The sequence below is a fragment of the Paenibacillus chitinolyticus genome (genome assembly GCF_045038035.1).
Taxonomy (GTDB): domain Bacteria; phylum Bacillota; class Bacilli; order Paenibacillales; family NBRC-103111; genus Paenibacillus_F; species Paenibacillus_F chitinolyticus_A.
The window spans coordinates 3,236,344-3,252,758 of the sequence record NZ_CP173427.1 but is presented as its reverse complement, the minus strand read 5'-3'; the positions used below and the strand labels follow the sequence as shown (position 1 = coordinate 3,252,758).

Here is a 16,415-nt window from a genome sequence, read left to right as displayed (position 1 = left end):
TAAATTGAAAAGAAAAGAGGTGCATGTATGCTGCCCGTGCTGGAAATCCACCGTCTTCAGACCGTTTTCAAGACGGGACAAGAAGATGTAACAGCCGTAGATGAAGTCAGTTTTCAGGTTCTGCCCGGCGAAACGGTCGGGATTGTCGGCGAGTCCGGCAGCGGCAAAAGCGTGACGGCTCTTTCGGTCATGAGACTGCTGGGCAGAAGCGGCCGCATCGCGAAAGGGGATATCCTCTTCCAGGGAAGCAACTTGGCGCTGTCGTCGGATCCGGAGCTGAGACAGCTCCGGGGACGGGACATGTCGATGATTTTCCAAGAGCCGATGAGTTCGCTTAATCCGGTTTTTACGATCGGGGAACAGCTTCTGGAGGTTATCCGGCGGCATATGGATTTCTCCCGCAAAGAAGCGCGGGCCTATGCCATTGAAATGCTCGGAAAAGTAGGACTTCCCCGCGCCGAAGTCCTGATGAAATCGTACCCTCACGCGTTGTCCGGCGGCATGCGCCAGAGGGTCATGATTGCGATGGCGCTCGCCTGCAAGCCGAAGTTGCTAATTGCCGATGAGCCGACTACGGCTCTGGATGTGACCATCCAGGCTCAAATTCTGGAGCTGATGAAGCAACTTCGCGAAGAGAGCGGGGCCGCCATCCTGCTGATCACGCACGATCTGGGTGTCGTCGCCGAGATGGCGGACCGGGTGGTGGTGATGTATGCGGGCCAAATTGTGGAGGAGGCGGATGTTTTTACGCTGTTCCGCGAGCCGCTGCATCCGTACACAAGAGGGCTGCTTGGCTCCATGCCCAGAATTAGCGAAGACGGCGGACAACTGGAGGCGATCCCGGGGACGGTGCCCTCCCCGAACCGCATGCCGGAAGGCTGCCGGTTTCATGCCCGGTGTGCGTGGGCTTCCGCCGTTTGCACGCAAGAGCAGCCGGAACTGACCGCTCTGGAGGGAGGCCGCCGGGTCCGGTGCTGGGTCTCCCAGGTGGAGGGCATGCTGCCCGAAAAGCCGGTCCGCAAGGAGGCTGCCTTATGAGCGGTCGGCCTGAAGTAACCGCGGCGGACGATGTGCCTCTCCTTCAGGTAGAGCATCTTAAAACGTACTATCCCGTCAAAAGCGGCGTCTTCTCGCGCACGACAGGCTACATCCGGGCGGTGGACGATGTAAGCCTGACTATCCGCAAAGGGGAGACGCTGGGGCTTGTGGGAGAATCCGGCTGCGGCAAATCGACGATAGGCCGTTCCATCGTGCGGCTGGAAAATCCGACTTCCGGGAGGATTCTTTTCCGGGACGAGGATATTACGACCAAGACCCGAAGGCAATTAAAGCCGGTAAGGACGCGGCTGCAAATTATTTTCCAAGATCCGTACTCCTCCCTGAATCCCCGCAAAAGAGTAAGCGAGCTGCTGTCCGAGCCGTTTATCGCCCACAAGCTTGCGGACAAAAAAGACATTCCCGCGCGCGTCGGCCGTCTCCTGGAACTGGTAGGGCTGCCCCGCGGTTCGGGAAACCGGTTCCCGCATGAGTTCTCGGGAGGGCAGCGGCAGAGAATCGGCATCGCCAGAGCGATCTCGTTCGAACCGGAGCTGATCGTGTGCGATGAGCCGGTTTCCGCACTCGACGTGTCGATCCAGGCGCAGATTCTCAACCTGCTCGGCGATCTGCAGAAGGAATTGAAGCTGACCTATTTGTTTATCGCTCACGGGATAGGGGCGGTCAAGTACATCAGCACCCGGATCGCGGTCATGTATCTGGGTAAAATCGTCGAGATCGGAAGCAAGGAAGAGCTGTTCCGGAACCCGAAGCATCCGTATACCCGGATTTTGCTGAATGCTTATCCCCCGCCAGACCCGGAAGCGCGTTCGACGGGCCGGATCTTGATCCGCGGCGATGTGCCGAGTCCGGAACATCCGCCGCCCGGATGCCGGTTTCATACGCGCTGCCCGTATGTCCGGGACTTGTGCAGAACGGCCGAGCCGCCGCTGGGCGCCGAAGCTCATGCCGCCGCCTGTCATTTTCCGTTGGATGAACCGGCAGGTCATCTGTTTTGAAAGAAGAGGATAACGAGCCGGCGGCAAGAGAAAGGAGGAGCCTCGCTTATGCTTCCGTATACGATCCGGCGGATTCTGATTGCGGTTCCCGTTTTATTCGGCATCACGGTCATTAATTTCTTCCTGATCAACATGGCTCCGGGCAACCCGGTCGACATGTTAATCGATCCGACGATGCCCAAGGAGCTGCTGGATGCGCGCAAAGAACTGCTGGGCCTAAACGATCCTCTGTGGATGCAGTATGCCAAGTGGCTCGGCGGCCTGCTGCACGGAGAACTGGGCTATTCGTTCAGCTCTTACGCCCCCGTAAGCACTTTGATTGCCGAAAGACTGGGGCCTACGCTGGGGCTTGCGGCGGCATCGCTGTCTCTCGGCCTGCTGATCGCCGTTCCCGTCGGAATTATTAGCGCGGTCCGGCAAAATACGAAGTTTGATTATGTCATGACGGGTCTGTCCTTTATCGGGACCTCGATCCCGCAATTTTTTTTCGGACTCAGCCTGATTTATATTTTTGCCGTCCAGTTAAGAATTTTGCCGACGGGCGGAATGTACACGCTGGGAGCCGGCGGGGGCGTCTGGGATCTGATCCGTCACATGATTCTTCCGGTTTTTGTGCTCGGCGTTTTTATCGCCGGCAAGAAGGTCCGGTATGTAAGGGCGAGTATGCTTGACGTGCTGAAGCAGGATTATTTGCGGACCGCCCGGGCCAAAGGGCTGCATCCTTTTATCGTCACGAACAAGCATGCGCTCCGCAACGCGCTGATCCCGATGATTACCGTCATCGCGATGGAAATTCCTCTTCTGCTCGGAGGAAGCATTCTGATCGAGCAAATTTTCCAGTGGCCGGGGATCGGCCAGTTGACCATTCAATCGATACTTTCCAGGGATTATCCCACGCTCATGGGGCTGAATTTGGCGGCGGCTTGTATCGTTCTGGCAACGAATTTGTTGACCGATCTTCTGTACTCCGCAGCGGATCCGCGCATTCGTTACAATGGATAGGAGGTGGAAACTGTGGCGCTGACCGAATGGAAACTGGGCGAAACGAATTTCCGCAGCGGCGCGGCGGAGACGGAAGCCGAGCCCGATTCGCCGCGGCCTTGGCGGCAAGCTTTAAGGAAGTTCAGACGGCATAAGCTCGCCGCAGCCGGCTCTGTCGTGACTCTGCTGCTGATTGCCGCGGCTCTGCTTGCTCCGGTTATCGTCCCGTATGATCCGAAGGAAGTGACGGGCGTTTTCTCGGCCGCTCCTTCCGCGGAGCATTGGCTGGGTACGGACCAGGTCGGCCGGGATGTATTCAGCCGGTTGGTATATGCGACCCGCGTTTCACTGATCGTCGGTTTCGCTTCGGTATTTCTGTATGTGACCTTCGGGACGCTGGTCGGTCTGGTTTCGGGTTACTTCGGAGGCTGGCTGGATATGGCGATCATGCGGATAACGGACATGTTCATGGCATTTCCGTTTCTTATGGTCATCCTTGTCGTCGTGGCCGTACTGGGCTCGGATATGCGCACGATTATTCTGGTTCTGGCTTTATTCTCGTGGCCGGGCGTCGCACGTCTGGTCAGGGGCAGCGTCCTGACAATCAAACAGCTCGATTATGTCAGGGCAGGCATAGCGCTGGGCTACGGAACCCCCCGTATCCTGCTGCAGCATGTCCTTCCGAACGCGGCCGGCCCCGTTATCGTCCAAGCTACGTTCGGCGTTGCTTCCGCCATTATGAGCGAAGCGGGACTCAGCTTCCTGGGCATGGGCGTCCAGCCGCCGGCCGCCAGCTGGGGCAATATGCTCACGGACGCCCAGTCCCTGACCGTGCTGACGGAACAGCCCTGGCTCTGGATTCCGCCGGGCGCGATGATTCTGCTCGTCGTTCTGAGCATAAACTTTGTCGGGGACGGACTGCGCGATGCCCTGGATTCCCAGCCGTAATCAAGTGTATCCGCACGAGCCTCTTTTCCCGCCACCGGCGGGACGAGAGGCTCTTTGAGGATGTGGCGCCGCCTCCCGCTTCCCGGAGTTTCGGAGAAAAGGGCTTTTTGCGTTTCTTTTTGTGCGGATATGCGTATTTGCCGGTTTATTGGCTTTTAAAGGAGATTTCGGTAAACTGAGTGTACAAGAAGAAGCAAAATTGTTGCGGAGCAGGTGCACGAATGACGGGAATTCACATTCTTATCGCAGACGACGAGAAAGAAATCAGGGAGCTGCTGAGGACGTATCTGGAAAGAGAAACATACATGGCGGACACGGCTCATAACGGGGAAGAAGCGCTGCGGCTTGCGGAGGAACGCGATTACAGTTTAATCGTGCTGGATCTGATGATGCCTAAAGTGGACGGGATCGAGGTATGCAGAAGACTTCGCCAGAAGTCGAACGTGCCGATCCTGATGCTGACGGCTAAAGACCGGGAAGTGGATAAATTGGTCGGACTGGGCATCGGAGCCGACGATTACATCACCAAGCCGTTCAGTATTCACGAGGTGATCGCGAGGATCAAGGCACATTTGCGGAGATACAAAGTGCTGGGCAGCGAAAACAGCGAAAATAATCCCGCAGCGGAAACGACTCTGACTTCCGGGGACTTGAAGCTGGACCCGAAGACATTCACGCTGTCCAAAGACGGGGAAGAGATCGCGTTAACGGCTAAAGAATTTGAGCTGCTGAAATTTTTTATGACGAACCCCGAACAAGTTTTCACCAAAACCCAGATTTTCCGCCAAGTCTGGAACAGCGATTATCTGGAAGACGATAATACCGTCATGGTCCATATCCGCAAGCTGCGGAAAAAAATCGAGGAAGATCCGTCCGGTCCGAAAAGAATCGTAACGGTCTGGGGGATCGGCTACAAATTCGCGGGTGAGAGAATATGAAAAGAGATCCCGTTAAGCTGCTGGGCATGATCCATTTGATTTTACTGGCGGTCCTGGCCGGGCTTACGGCAGTCGGCACCCCGAGCGCTTTGACGAGCGGGGTGCTGTTTGCCGCGCTTTTTGCGTCCGCAGCGGGACTGCTCATGTCCAGATTCCGATATACCGCAAGACTCCGGGATATCAACCGCCAACTGGCAAGGGCGCTTGAAGGCAACGTGAACACCCGGGTTTTGGCGAACGACGATCCGGCTCTGAACGAAGTCATTTTCTCGGTCAATGAATTGATCGGACAACTGGACAAGCTCCAGGTTTATACGATAAAAACCGAAACGGGCCGCAAAAGGTTCCTCTCGAATATATCGCACGATATCCGCACTCCGTTGACGTCCATCATCGGTTACATCGACGCTTTGAGAGACGGCGTGGCGGAAAACGAGGAACAGAAGTGGCAGTATCTGGATGTGCTGGCCCGTAAATCCGGGGCTTTGAAGAAGCTTATCGACGAAGTGTTTCTGCTGGCCAAACTGGACGCGGACGAGCTCCGGCTTCAACCCGTCAGGCTTGATCTTGCCGAAACCGTGCGCGAAGCCGTCATCGAGTTCCTGCCGGACCTGCATAAAGCGGGGCTGGAGCTGGTTCTGCGGCTCCCCGAGGAAGCTTGTCCCGTTGTCGCGGACCGGGTCAGTCTTCTGCGGATGCTGAATAATCTGATTCAGAACGCCGTCAAGCACGGAGCGGACGGGAATAAGCTCGGCCTGGAACTGTCCTCGGCGCAGGGGAAGCACTGCCTGACGGTCTGGGACAACGGGGCGGGTATTCCCGCAGAGGAACTCGGCCTCGTATTTGAACGGATGTACAGGACGGACGCGTCGAGAAGCCGGGCCGGCGGCGGGAGCGGTCTGGGGCTGGCGATTGCGAAAGCCCTCGCCGAGAAGCATGGAGGAACGCTGGGAGCGGACAGCGAACCGGGCGTACGGACCGCTTTTTACCTCATTCTGCCGGAAACGGGCAAGGGTCTTCAGCCCGCGGAATACATTTTAAGAAACAATTAAGAACTTGTTAAGAGGCATTTAAAATCGGCTGCTTATCCTGAATAGAGACAGAGAAAAGAACCATACGGAGCAGGAGGGAACCATGAGCGCCATCATCAGAACAACGGGTTTGACCAAAACTTACGGAGCCCAGAAAGCGGTGGACCGCTTGGAGCTGACCGTGGGGCAGGGGCAGATTTACGGCTTCCTGGGACGCAACGGGGCGGGGAAAACGACCACGATCCGGATGCTGCTGGGGCTGATTAAGCCCACGGAAGGACAGATCGAACTATTCGGTGAAAATTTGTTCAAACACAAACGAAATCTTTTAAGAAGAATCGGTTCGATCGTCGAACATTCGGGCTTTTACGAAAATTTGACCGGAGCCGAAAATCTCCTGATCAACGCGAGGCTGATGGGGGTCCACAAGAAGACGGCGATCCAGGACGCGCTTGAAATCGTCAGCCTCCACCGGGAGCCGAAAAAGCTCGTCGGACAGTATTCGATGGGCATGAAGCAGCGTCTCGGCATAGCGAGAGCCGTCCTGCATCATCCCGAGCTTCTTATCCTGGACGAACCGACGAACGGTCTCGATCCCATCGGGATCAAGGAAATCCGGAGATTGATCAAATCGCTCGCCGAGGAAAGGAAAATGACGATCCTCATTTCCAGCCACATACTGCCCGAGATCGAACAGTTGGCCGATCAGATCGGGATCATACACCAGGGCCGACTTCTGGAGGAAATTTCCTTCGAAGAACTGCGTAAACGCAACCGCAAGCATCTGGAGTTTCAAGTGTCGGACGATAACAAGGCGGCCATGCTGCTGGAAAAAGAACTGGACATTCACGATTACGAAGTCCGGGGTGAGGGCAAAATCCGCGTCTATTCCCATATCGGCCGCCAATCCGGTCTGAACCGGCTGTTCGTGGAGAACGGCATCGACGTTTCCCGCCTTACGATCAGCGAAGACAGGCTTGAGGATTATTTCATCAAGCTGATAGGAGGCGGAACGATTGGTTAACCTGCTGTATACCGAACTGCTGAAATTAAAACGCGCGAAAATGTTCCTGGTCAGCGTCATTGGAGCCGCTGCCGCGCCCGTCCTTATGTTTATCGGATTCCTTAACATGAAAAGCGAAAAACCGGAAACATCCGTCACGTACGAAATCTCCTTCTACAACACGAATATGTATGTGCTGCTGCTCAGCGGGACTCTGCTGTACGGCGTTATAACGGCTTACCTGTTCAACCGGGAATACGTAGAGGACACGCTCAAAAATCTGCTGACCATTCCCGTATCGCGCACGAGCCTGCTTTTCAGCAAACTGCTTATGCTGCTTATCTGGATCGTTACGCTGACGCTGATATCCTGGGGATTTACTTTCGTATTTGGGCTGATCGGCGGATTCGACGGGCTCACGATCCACGTCATTCTGTACTCGCTGGGCCGGTATCTGATCGGAGCGGTCCTGCTCTTTCTGCTGTCGACCCCTTCGATTTTCGTTACGTTCTGGTTCAAAAACTATGTGCCGACCATTATTTTCACGGCGATTGCCACGATGGCAAACGTAGCTCTTGTAGATAAGAAGTACAGCGCTCTGTTTCCATGGTCGGCGGTTCACGTCGTCGCCAACAAAGCGTATGTGCCCGAATATCCGGTTCTGTACTCTGTCCTTGCCATTCTCACTGCGTCTATCGCGGGGTTGGCGGCAACGATTATTTACTTTAACAAATCGGATATTCAATAAAAGGAGCATGGGGCTATGAATCTATGGGAAACTTTTGCGGCGTTTATACTCGGACTGGTCGAAGGGCTTACGGAGTTTGCTCCGGTTTCTTCCACCGGCCATATGATTATCGTGGATGATGCCTGGTTTCAGACCAAGGATTTGTTTACTCCCCAGGCGGCCAATACTTTCAAGGTCGTCATTCAGCTCGGTTCCATCCTGGCCGTAGTCGTTCTGATGCGGGACCGTTTTATGAACCTGTTCGGTTTGAAAAAGCTGCCGGGCCAGGACAAGGGAGGCCCGCGCCTCAATCTTCTTCAAGTCATCGTGGGACTTATTCCTTTCGGCATTCTGGGCCTTCTCTTCGAAGATTATATCGACGAGTATCTGTTTTCCACACGTACGGTCGTCATCGGGCTTGTACTTGGAGCTGTTCTGATGCTGATTGCGGAATGGCGGCGGCCGGTCGTCCCCAAGACCGATACGGTGGACCGGCTGACGTATACACAAGCGCTGGGCATGGGCTTGTTCCAGTGCCTTGCCATGTGGCCGGGCTTCTCCCGTTCGGGTTCCACGATATCCGGGGGAGTGCTTCTGGGGCTGAGCCACAGGGCGGCGGCCGATTTTACGTTTATTATGGCCGTTCCTATCATGGCGGGCGCAAGCTTTTTGAAGCTGCTCAAAAGCTGGGACTCGATTCCGCCTGCGGCCATCCCTTTTTTCGCCGTCGGCTTTGTAAGCGCCTTTCTGTTTGGCCTGATTTCCATCCGCTTCTTCCTAAAGCTGATCAACCGGGTCAAGCTCGTTCCGTTCGCGATTTACCGGCTCGTGCTGGCGGCAGTCATTTACATCGTGCTGCTTTAGACGGCTAAAATTGTGGTTGTTTTTTGTTTCAACCGGGTGATATGATCAAGGTAGATTAGGAACAAACCTCCAATTATACATATACAAGAGGGAAGGGAAGTCCGAAATGCCGTTAATTGACCTGCCATTGGAAAAGCTGCAAGAGTACCAGGGAAGAAATCCGCGTCCGACGGACTTTGACGAGTACTGGGAGCGTGCGCTGGCCGAACTGGATTCCGTAGACCCGGAGGTGGAGCTGGTTTCGTCGGACTTTAAAGTCCCTTACGCCGAGTGCTTCGACCTGTATTTTACCGGTGTAAAAGGGGCCCGGATTCACGCCAAATACGTGAAACCGAAATCGGACGGCAAACCGCATCCGGCGGTCCTTCAGTTTCACGGCTATACCGGCCATGCCGGAGACTGGCTGGAGCGGCTTCCGTACGCCGCGCTCGGCTATTCGGTAGCGGCGCTGGACGTACGCGGTCAGGGCGGGAAGTCGCAGGATATCGGCGGGATTGCGGGCAATACGCATCACGGTCACATTATCCGCGGACTGGATGAGCATCCTGACGAGCTGCTGTTCCGCCATGTCTTCCTGGATACGGTCCGTCTGGCGCGGATCGTGATGGATTTCGAGGAAGTGGACGGCAGCCGCGTCGCCACGATGGGCGGATCGCAGGGCGGCGCTCTGGCGCTCGCTTGCGCGGCACTGGAGCCGCGTATCCGCAAGGTCGCGGCTAACTTTCCGTTTCTGAGCGACTACAAACGCGTCTGGGAGATGGATCTGGCCAAGGACGCTTACGCGGAGCTGCGTACGTACTTCCGCTTCTTCGATCCCCAGCACAAGCGGGAAGACGAAGTGTTCTATAAGCTGGGCTATATCGACATTCAGCACCTGGCTTCCCGGATTACGGCGGATATTTTGTTCGGCATCGGCCTCATGGATACCGTATGTCCGCCGTCCACGCAGTACGCGGTGCTTAATAAATTGAAGGCGCCGGTACAACTGGAGATCTACCCCGATTTTGCTCACGAGGGACTTCCGGGTATGGGCGATAAACAATTCATGTTTTTGCAGCAGCTATAAAATGACCGCGAAGGCCGGGGGATTTTTCCCTTGGCCTTTGTCGTGTTCCGGCCTATAATCTGTTGTAAGGCAGACCTCATCGCGGATACAGAGGATGTTGCGGGAAGTCGGGTATCATTACGGGAAAATGCGGAGGGGGGATTCGCGTTGACGGAGCTGAAACGCTGCCAGGAGCGGGCACTGGAGGCCATTGAGGCCAAAGCGGCGGCGGCGGAGCCGCATGCGAGGGAGAAGGCCGCGGAAATTTTGCGCGAGGCGGATTTCGACGCTTTATCCGCGGAAGAGCTGTGCGCAGCGGTTTTATCCCGGTCCCGCGTCACGCTGAATTTTCACCCCGACCGGCTCATCGCGGGCGGCCTTACCGTTGCGGAAGGGCTCCTGCGGGACGGCGAATACCGGAGCCAGTTCGAGACGCACATCTCCAGCGGCGGCCTGAGCGCTTATCCGGGCGGGGACCGCGACCGCTGGGAGCGAAGCCTGTTCGCGGGCGCGTATCAGGCGGAGAGCGTGCAGCCGTGCGACCGGCCGAAATACGGCGCGCTGAACGTGATGCGCTACGCGGACGGGGCGTCGCCGCGCTTCGGGTCCTGCCATTTCCGGCTGAAAGCCGGCGTCCTGGACCGCTGCACGTTTACCTGCGGGGACAGCCATGCGCAGCCGGAACATGCGGGCACCCGCAAGGTGTTTATGCCGGTGCTGGCGGCCCTGCTCGACGAGGTGCGGATCACGGGCTCGGCGCTCGCTTCGGATGTGCCAGGTGCGGGGGCGTTTGCAGCCCGCTGTCTTAGCGCGGCGAAGCTTGCCGGCAAAGACGGGCTGCCCGGTCCGGGTGCCTCCGGCGGAATAGGCCGCGCCCTAGACGCCTACGTCGAAGCGCAGATACACGGGGCGATCCGCCTGGGGTCCGACGTGGACGCGCTCGTCGCGGACCCGTCTTTTCAAGGGACCGCCACCGGCGCGCAGCTTGACGCGCTGAGCGGGGCTTACGCCATTCCGCTCTATTGGCATCCCGGCTTCCGGCTTGCCGCCGGGTCGGTGCCGGAAGATTTCCGCGGACCCTTTATGCCTCCGCTTGCGCGGCGAGTCGCTGCGGACTTCGGGACGGGGGCGGCATCCCCGGATGTGTTCGATGCGGCCGCGATCGGCAGAGCCGCGGCCAGCTTGCATCGTCAGCCGGAAGCATGGGCGGACTTCGGGGCCCCGGCCGAGGTGCTTCAATATTTGAAGCAGCTTTGGCACGTGCTCGTCCGCTACGGCTGATTGCCGGGCTGCAAAATTGCTTTCATGCGGTAAAGCAATTTCGCATTAAACCGGCAGCTTGCTTTTATTTTTCCCATTGGAGTAGAATGAGTAAAATTACTTGTTGAACAGGCTGAGAAGGAGAGAGTAAGCGGATTGACATTTATGACAGGAACGGACCGCCACCGACTGAGAGCGTCCGAGAAAATGTCCCCGCCGAAGTTCACTCCGGAGCCGGTGCCTGATGGACAGCCGCAAGCGGCTTTCTCTAGGGTTGCCCGTATTCCCTTCGTTACAGGGCCGAAAGTGAGAGGACCGAGCTGTTTTATGCAGCCCATTCTCTCGAATAAGGGTGGTACCACGACTTCTCGTCCCTTGCGGAGGAGAGGTCTTTTTTTATTTTCTGGACATAAAAAGGAGAGATTACGATGGCACAAGGAAATTTAGACGCATTGCGTGAACGGCTGGATACGATTAACGGTCAACTGCTCGAGCTGCTTTCGGAGCGGGCTGAAATCGTCCAGGAGATCGGTCGGGAGAAAGAACGCCAAGGAGTCCCGAAATTCGATCCCGTCCGCGAAAAGAAAATGCTCGATGAACTGGTGACGCTCAATAAAGGCCCGTTCAGCCACGAGACGGTCCGGCATCTGTTCAAGCAGATTTTCAAGGCATCGCTTAACTTGCAGGAGGAAGGCCAGAAGAAACATCTGCTCGTAAGCCGCAAAAACAAGAGAGAGGACACGATCGTCACGCTGGGTGACGGAATTTCGGTCGGAAACGGCAAGCCTGTCATGATCGCGGGCCCTTGCTCCGTCGAAAGCTACGAACAGGTCCGTCAAGTCGCGGCCGTTCTGAAAGAAGCCGGCGTAACGATCATGCGCGGTGGGGCGTTCAAACCCCGCACATCTCCTTACGATTTCCAGGGGCTTGGCATCGAAGGGCTGAAAATCCTTAAAGAAGTGGCCTCCGAATTCGGTCTCAAAACGATCAGCGAAATCGTCGACCCGGCGCATATCGAAATCGCCTGCGATTACATCGATGTGATCCAGATCGGCGCGCGCAACATGCAGAACTTCGAGCTGCTTAAAGCGGCCGGCGACGTGCGCGTTCCTGTCCTGCTGAAGCGCGGTCTGGCGGCCACGCTCGATGAGTTCCTCAATGCGGCGGAGTACATCGTGTCCCGGGGCAACACGCAGGTGATGCTGATCGAGAGAGGGATCCGCACCTACGAGAAGGCGACGCGCAACACGCTCGACATTTCGGCCGTGCCCATCCTCAAGCAGGAGAGCCATCTGCCCGTGCTTGTCGACGTCACCCACTCCACGGGACGCAAAGATATTTTGGCGCCCTGTGCGAAAGCGGCGCTTGCCGCAGGGGCGGACGGCGTAATGGTCGAAGTCCATCCGGACCCGGCTACCGCTCTTTCCGACGCTGCGCAGCAGCTTAACTTCGAGGAATTCGCGCAATTCTACAAAACGGTAACGGAGTCCGGCCTGTTTTAAGGAGCCCGAGCCCGAGTCCGCCTAGCGGAGCAGTTATAAAAAGAACCGGCCGGGCACTTTCTTTCTGCGGAAAGAAGGGCCGGCCGGTTCTTTTTTTCAAACGAGACGGTAATCGTCTATTTTCTCGCCGTCTTCCCAAATTTCCAGGAACAGCGCAGCGCAATCTTCGAAATCTTCCGGTTTAAACGCCATTGCTTTCTCTTCGTCCGGCGTCACGCATACATTCTCCGTACTCTCTCCGTTAAACGAGAGAACCGCATAAATCTTCATCGTGCATTCTCCTTCTTATGAGCTTAGTGTCCTCCTGCCATTATAAATTTCTTGATCGTTTTAAGCAAAACAATAAGGGATGCTTGATTGTGTGCGCTCTGGAACAATTATAATCATTTTTTACCAGTGGTATGGATTGACAATTTGCCGCAGAAGACCGTATGATGGGTACAATTATTCGAAAGGAGGCCGGAAACAATGACATTTACCATCTCGCACACTCAATTGAACAGAGAAGTCCATTTCACCGGTCTCGACGGGATCATGTGAAAGTTGGTCAGGCGCGTGCTTTAACGCTTGCGAACCTGAGTAACCGTGCTGCAGACAGCCGTGGACGCGAGGTCCATGGTTTTTTTTGCGTTTATTTTTTATCAAGTTTCTCAATCAAGAAAGGAAGTCTATCTATGAAAGAAAACTACTACCGCCAGGTAAAACTGCCCTCGGGGACCGTACACGTGTACGCCGGACCGTCCTTGTATGAGGCGCTGGACTATAAAGTATTCGAAATGGCTAACAACAATTTGCAAATTCCGAACGGGGTTTATATGAGTTATACACCGGACGTTCACGTCGGAGTCGGTACCTGCATCGGCACTACGGCCGTCTGGAACAGTGAGGACGGGTATGTATCCCCCTCCATCGTGGGGAGCGATATCGGCTGCGGCATGAGGGTTCATCTGACCAATCTGCACAAGGACGAACTGAAGGATTTGAAGCTGCGGAAGAAGCTGGTGCGCACGATTGAGAAGTATTTGCCGGTCGATTCCCATACCCGTGGACATTTTTCCGATATTCGTTTGGAGACAGTAGTGAAAAAAGGGCTTCACGGCCTTCCGAAAAAGTACATCCCCGACGGTTATACGCCGCGTAAAGCCAAATCGCTCACTCACGTGGAATCGAGCCGCTTCGGTTTTGACGAGAATTCGCTGAACCGGCTGCCGGAAAACGTCTGGCACCGTTCTCACCGCCAGCTCGGAACGCTGGGGGGAGGCAATCATTTCGCCGAAATCCAGTCGGTGGAAATCGCGGAAGAAAACCGGGCGACGGCGGAAGCATGGGGGTTGTTTGACGGTCAGGTGATCGTCATGATCCATTCCGGATCTCGTGCGTGGGGCGGATCGGTCAGCCAGTTGTGCGGCAGCGACATCAAACGAATGATGCGGGCCGAAGGTATGGGGACAGCCGATCCTAATCTGCTGTTCGCCTCCTTGGATCACCCTCTGGCCGTACAGTACACGGATCTGATGTATTCGGCGCTGAACTATGCGGTCGTAAATCGTCATCTTATCGCGTATGCCATCCGGGAAGCCGGCAAGGACGTGTTCGGTTCCAAATTCGAGTTGGCCACCCTCTACGATCTGATGCATAACTACGCTTGGGAAGAAGATAGGGAAGATGAAGGCCGCCGGGTATTCGTCCACCGCAAGGGCGCTACGCGTGCGCTTCCCGCCAATCATCCGGATAATCCCGAGCCTTACGCTTCGACGGGCCACCCCGCGTTAATTCCGGGCTCGATGGGAACTTCTTCTTATATTATGGTAGGTGCGGACGGAGGAAAAGCCAATTATCATTCCATCTGCCACGGAGCGGGGCGCATCCGGTCCCGAAGCGCTACGAAAAGGCTCGTAACCGTAGATGAATTTTCCGCCAGTATGCGCGTGGGTATGGAGGACGAGGTCGTCGTGAACCAGCGTTCCCTCGAAACGATTCTCGACGAATCGCCGCAGGCCTATAAGGATGTGGACCAAATTATCGAAAGCGTCGTCGGCGCGGGCCTAGCGTCCGTCGTTGCCAAGTGCAAGCCGATGGCGGTTATAAAAGGAGTTTGACTACAATGCCGGCGTCAAAAGAAGATACGCGCTTAAGCAAGCTGATGAGCAAAATGCTGCGGCATACGCCGGGAGATTTCGGGCTTATCCTCGATAGGGAAGGATTCTGCCGGTTGGAAGACTTTTTGGCCGTTTTGAATCGTGTGTCCGGTTTCGAAGATGTTCGTCCCGAAGACATTCAACGAGTAGTCCGCGAAAGCGAAAAACAGCGCTTCGAGATTGTGGAGGACTCTATCCGGGCCAGATACGGGCACAGTCACGAACGAATTACGTACGAGGCGGCCGAACCGCCTTCCGTCCTTTATCACGGAACGAACCGGAAGGCCGTTCCGCTGATTATGACCGAGGGGCTCCTGCCCATGTCCCGCCAATACGTGCACCTGTCCGAAGGGCTGCATTTCGCTTCTTTGGCGGGGAAGAGGAGAGGAGAACTCGTCATTCTCGAGGTGGATACGGCCCTGGCCGGACAGAAAGGTGTCCGGTTTTATTACGCCGGGAACGAAGTGTGGCTGGCGGACCGGATTCCGGCGGCATGCTGCCGGCTGATTGCCGATCAATCATCGTTATCAGTCGGGCCTGCAGGGTGGAGTTTATTCAATAAGCGTGCTAACATAAATCATTGTCTTATCGAATAGCGGAAAGGGGATCAACCGGACATCATGAATCATGCACAACTTGCGGGTAAAACGGAAACGGCCAAGGACCGGTTCCCGCTCGCACTCATTTCCTTAACGTGCGGCGCCTTTGCCATCGGAATGACGGAATTTGTCATTATGGGGCTGCTGCCCAATGTGGCAGGGGATCTTCATGTCTCCATCCCCCATGCGGGTCAACTGATTACCGGCTACGCGCTCGGAGTGGCGGTAGGGGCCCCGCTGCTGGCGGTCGCTACGCACCGCCTGCCGCAGAAAATGCTGCTCTGCCTGCTGATGGTGCTGTTCATCCTCGGCAACACGGTAGCTGCCATCGCTCCGAATTATGGCCTGCTGATGGGGGCGAGGCTGTTGACCGCGCTGGCGCACGGCACTTTCTTCGGCGTCGGCTCGGTTATCGCCGCCAATCTGGTGAAGCCGCACCGCAGGGCTGCGGCTGTCTCCATTATGATGGCGGGACTCACAATCGCCAATATCATCGGCGTTCCGTTCGGCACGTTTATCGGCCAGAATCTGGGCTGGCGGGCGTCGTTCGGGGCAGTGGCCGTGATGGGCGTTATTTCGCTCATCGGAATCCTGGCCCTGATTCCGGTCATTCCCCGGGAGGAATCATCCAGCCTGGTCCGGCAGATCCGGGCGCTGGCGCAGCCGAGACTGCTGCTTGTTCTTCTAACGGGAGCTATCGGCTGCAGCAGTCTGTTCACCGTGTTCACTTATATCGCCCCGCTCCTGGAGCAGGTGACCGGTTATGCGGAGCACAGCGTGACGTGGATTCTCGTTTTGTTCGGCTTCGGCGTTACCTTCGGCAATATACTGGGCGGGAAGCTGGCGGACTGGAAGCTGATGCCGGTGATGATCGGCAGTTTTGCCGTACTGGCGCTTATTTTGGCGGTCTTTGCCTACACGGTTTATCTGCCCGCTGCGGCTGTAGCGACGATTTTCATATGGGGCGTCGCCGCTTTCGGAGTGCTGCCCGGCCTTCAGGTCAAGATTATGACGCTGGCCAAAGACGCTCCCGCCCTTGCTTCGACGTCCAATCATTCGGCCTTGAATCTCGGTAATGCCGGAGGAGCTTTCCTCGGCGGCATGGTCATTAACCAAGCCGGTATATCGACGCTTCCTTGGGCCGGAGCAGTTTTGTCCCTGATCGGTATGGTGCTTGCGCTCTGGGTGTTCGCATTGGACAGAAAAACGGCCTGATCTCACCGGGTGGGAAATTACCTGCATGAAGTAAAGCAGGTTTTGAGACCGTCCGTCATGCGGTTCTCTAACTTGCGACGAGATGCCCGCGCATATGACACATATTGGGG

At 56.2% G+C, this 16,415-nt stretch carries 16 protein-coding genes; 15 read left to right on the top strand and 1 reads right to left on the bottom strand.

The features are described 5' to 3' along the window. Positions 1–27 precede the first annotated feature (27 nt). The 12 genes from ACI48J_RS14680 (at position 28) to ACI48J_RS14625 (ending at position 12,353) form a co-directional block, all read left to right on the top strand. Entirely contained in the window at positions 28–1,038 is a 1,011-nt protein-coding gene (locus tag ACI48J_RS14680) for an ABC transporter ATP-binding protein (RefSeq protein ID WP_405078921.1), read from the top strand. Next, positions 1,035–2,054 (top strand): ABC transporter ATP-binding protein, encoded by a 1,020-nt coding sequence (locus tag ACI48J_RS14675; protein ID WP_405078919.1) that lies wholly within the window; start codon positions 1,035–1,037, stop codon positions 2,052–2,054. The genes ACI48J_RS14680 and ACI48J_RS14675 overlap by 4 nt, the downstream gene beginning before the upstream one ends. Before the next feature lie 48 nt (positions 2,055–2,102). Next, on the top strand, positions 2,103–3,056 hold the full coding sequence (locus tag ACI48J_RS14670) for an ABC transporter permease (RefSeq protein WP_405078917.1): 954 nt from the start codon (positions 2,103–2,105) through the stop codon (positions 3,054–3,056). Between the two features lie 12 nt (positions 3,057–3,068). Continuing rightward, on the top strand, positions 3,069–3,983 hold the full coding sequence (opp4C, locus tag ACI48J_RS14665; protein WP_326052178.1) for an oligopeptide ABC transporter permease: 915 nt from the start codon (positions 3,069–3,071) through the stop codon (positions 3,981–3,983). Positions 3,984–4,204: 221 nt separating this feature from the next. Then, the gene (locus tag ACI48J_RS14660; protein ID WP_405078915.1) at positions 4,205–4,921 is read left to right on the top strand and encodes a response regulator transcription factor; all 717 of its coding nucleotides are present in this window, start codon (positions 4,205–4,207) and stop codon (positions 4,919–4,921) included. Continuing rightward, the gene (locus ACI48J_RS14655) at positions 4,918–5,973 is read left to right on the top strand and encodes a sensor histidine kinase (protein ID WP_405078913.1); all 1,056 of its coding nucleotides are present in this window, start codon (positions 4,918–4,920) and stop codon (positions 5,971–5,973) included. Before ACI48J_RS14660 ends, ACI48J_RS14655 begins: the two co-directional genes overlap by 4 nt. A gap of 82 nt (positions 5,974–6,055) precedes the next feature. Continuing rightward, entirely contained in the window at positions 6,056–6,976 is a 921-nt protein-coding gene (locus tag ACI48J_RS14650; RefSeq protein ID WP_405078911.1) for an ABC transporter ATP-binding protein, read from the top strand. Next, entirely contained in the window at positions 6,969–7,703 is a 735-nt protein-coding gene (locus tag ACI48J_RS14645; RefSeq protein ID WP_326052182.1) for an ABC transporter permease, read from the top strand. The genes ACI48J_RS14650 and ACI48J_RS14645 overlap by 8 nt, the downstream gene beginning before the upstream one ends. 15 nt (positions 7,704–7,718) lie before the next feature. Further along, complete coding sequence (locus ACI48J_RS14640; RefSeq protein ID WP_405078910.1) at positions 7,719–8,546, top strand: undecaprenyl-diphosphate phosphatase; 828 nt, start codon at positions 7,719–7,721, stop codon at positions 8,544–8,546. Positions 8,547–8,652: 106 nt separating this feature from the next. Further along, entirely contained in the window at positions 8,653–9,612 is a 960-nt protein-coding gene (locus ACI48J_RS14635) for an alpha/beta fold hydrolase (RefSeq protein ID WP_405078908.1), read from the top strand. Between the two features lie 147 nt (positions 9,613–9,759). Further along, positions 9,760–10,872 carry a DUF3626 domain-containing protein gene (locus ACI48J_RS14630; protein WP_405078906.1) on the top strand — a complete coding sequence of 371 codons (1,113 nt, stop codon included), beginning with the start codon at positions 9,760–9,762 and terminating at the stop codon, positions 10,870–10,872. A 407-nt stretch (positions 10,873–11,279) separates the two neighbouring features. Continuing rightward, positions 11,280–12,353 (top strand): bifunctional 3-deoxy-7-phosphoheptulonate synthase/chorismate mutase, encoded by a 1,074-nt coding sequence (locus ACI48J_RS14625; protein ID WP_326052186.1) that lies wholly within the window; start codon positions 11,280–11,282, stop codon positions 12,351–12,353. A gap of 96 nt (positions 12,354–12,449) precedes the next feature. Here the strand turns inward: ACI48J_RS14625 and ACI48J_RS14620 are convergent, their stop codons facing one another. Next, entirely contained in the window at positions 12,450–12,623 is a 174-nt protein-coding gene (locus ACI48J_RS14620) for a hypothetical protein (protein WP_405078904.1), read from the bottom strand. 404 nt (positions 12,624–13,027) lie between these two features. Between ACI48J_RS14620 and ACI48J_RS14615 the strand changes: the two genes are divergently transcribed. Genes ACI48J_RS14615 through ACI48J_RS14605 form a run of 3 tightly spaced genes read left to right on the top strand, consistent with a single transcriptional unit; the run spans position 13,028 to position 16,305 of the window. Continuing rightward, positions 13,028–14,452 carry an RtcB family protein gene (locus ACI48J_RS14615; protein WP_405078902.1) on the top strand — a complete coding sequence of 475 codons (1,425 nt, stop codon included), beginning with the start codon at positions 13,028–13,030 and terminating at the stop codon, positions 14,450–14,452. A gap of 5 nt (positions 14,453–14,457) precedes the next feature. Next, on the top strand, positions 14,458–15,087 hold the full coding sequence (locus ACI48J_RS14610; protein ID WP_405078901.1) for an RNA 2'-phosphotransferase: 630 nt from the start codon (positions 14,458–14,460) through the stop codon (positions 15,085–15,087). Between the two features lie 24 nt (positions 15,088–15,111). After that, positions 15,112–16,305 carry an MFS transporter gene (locus ACI48J_RS14605; protein ID WP_405078900.1) on the top strand — a complete coding sequence of 398 codons (1,194 nt, stop codon included), beginning with the start codon at positions 15,112–15,114 and terminating at the stop codon, positions 16,303–16,305. Positions 16,306–16,415 lie beyond the last annotated feature (110 nt).

Coding starts and splice junctions, on each gene's coding strand:
- ACI48J_RS14660 (WP_405078915.1), top strand. CDS start 4,205: ATGACGGGAATTCACATTCTTATCGCAGACGACGAGAAAGAAATCAGG.
- ACI48J_RS14620 (WP_405078904.1), bottom strand. CDS start 12,623: ATGAAGATTTATGCGGTTCTCTCGTTTAACGGAGAGAGTACGGAGAAT.
- ACI48J_RS14680 (WP_405078921.1), top strand. CDS start 28: ATGCTGCCCGTGCTGGAAATCCACCGTCTTCAGACCGTTTTCAAGACG.
- ACI48J_RS14605 (WP_405078900.1), top strand. CDS start 15,112: ATGAATCATGCACAACTTGCGGGTAAAACGGAAACGGCCAAGGACCGG.
- ACI48J_RS14635 (WP_405078908.1), top strand. CDS start 8,653: ATGCCGTTAATTGACCTGCCATTGGAAAAGCTGCAAGAGTACCAGGGA.
- ACI48J_RS14650 (WP_405078911.1), top strand. CDS start 6,056: ATGAGCGCCATCATCAGAACAACGGGTTTGACCAAAACTTACGGAGCC.
- ACI48J_RS14670 (WP_405078917.1), top strand. CDS start 2,103: ATGCTTCCGTATACGATCCGGCGGATTCTGATTGCGGTTCCCGTTTTA.
- ACI48J_RS14615 (WP_405078902.1), top strand. CDS start 13,028: ATGAAAGAAAACTACTACCGCCAGGTAAAACTGCCCTCGGGGACCGTA.
- ACI48J_RS14655 (WP_405078913.1), top strand. CDS start 4,918: ATGAAAAGAGATCCCGTTAAGCTGCTGGGCATGATCCATTTGATTTTA.
- ACI48J_RS14625 (WP_326052186.1), top strand. CDS start 11,280: ATGGCACAAGGAAATTTAGACGCATTGCGTGAACGGCTGGATACGATT.
- ACI48J_RS14640 (WP_405078910.1), top strand. CDS start 7,719: ATGAATCTATGGGAAACTTTTGCGGCGTTTATACTCGGACTGGTCGAA.
- ACI48J_RS14675 (WP_405078919.1), top strand. CDS start 1,035: ATGAGCGGTCGGCCTGAAGTAACCGCGGCGGACGATGTGCCTCTCCTT.
- ACI48J_RS14610 (WP_405078901.1), top strand. CDS start 14,458: ATGCCGGCGTCAAAAGAAGATACGCGCTTAAGCAAGCTGATGAGCAAA.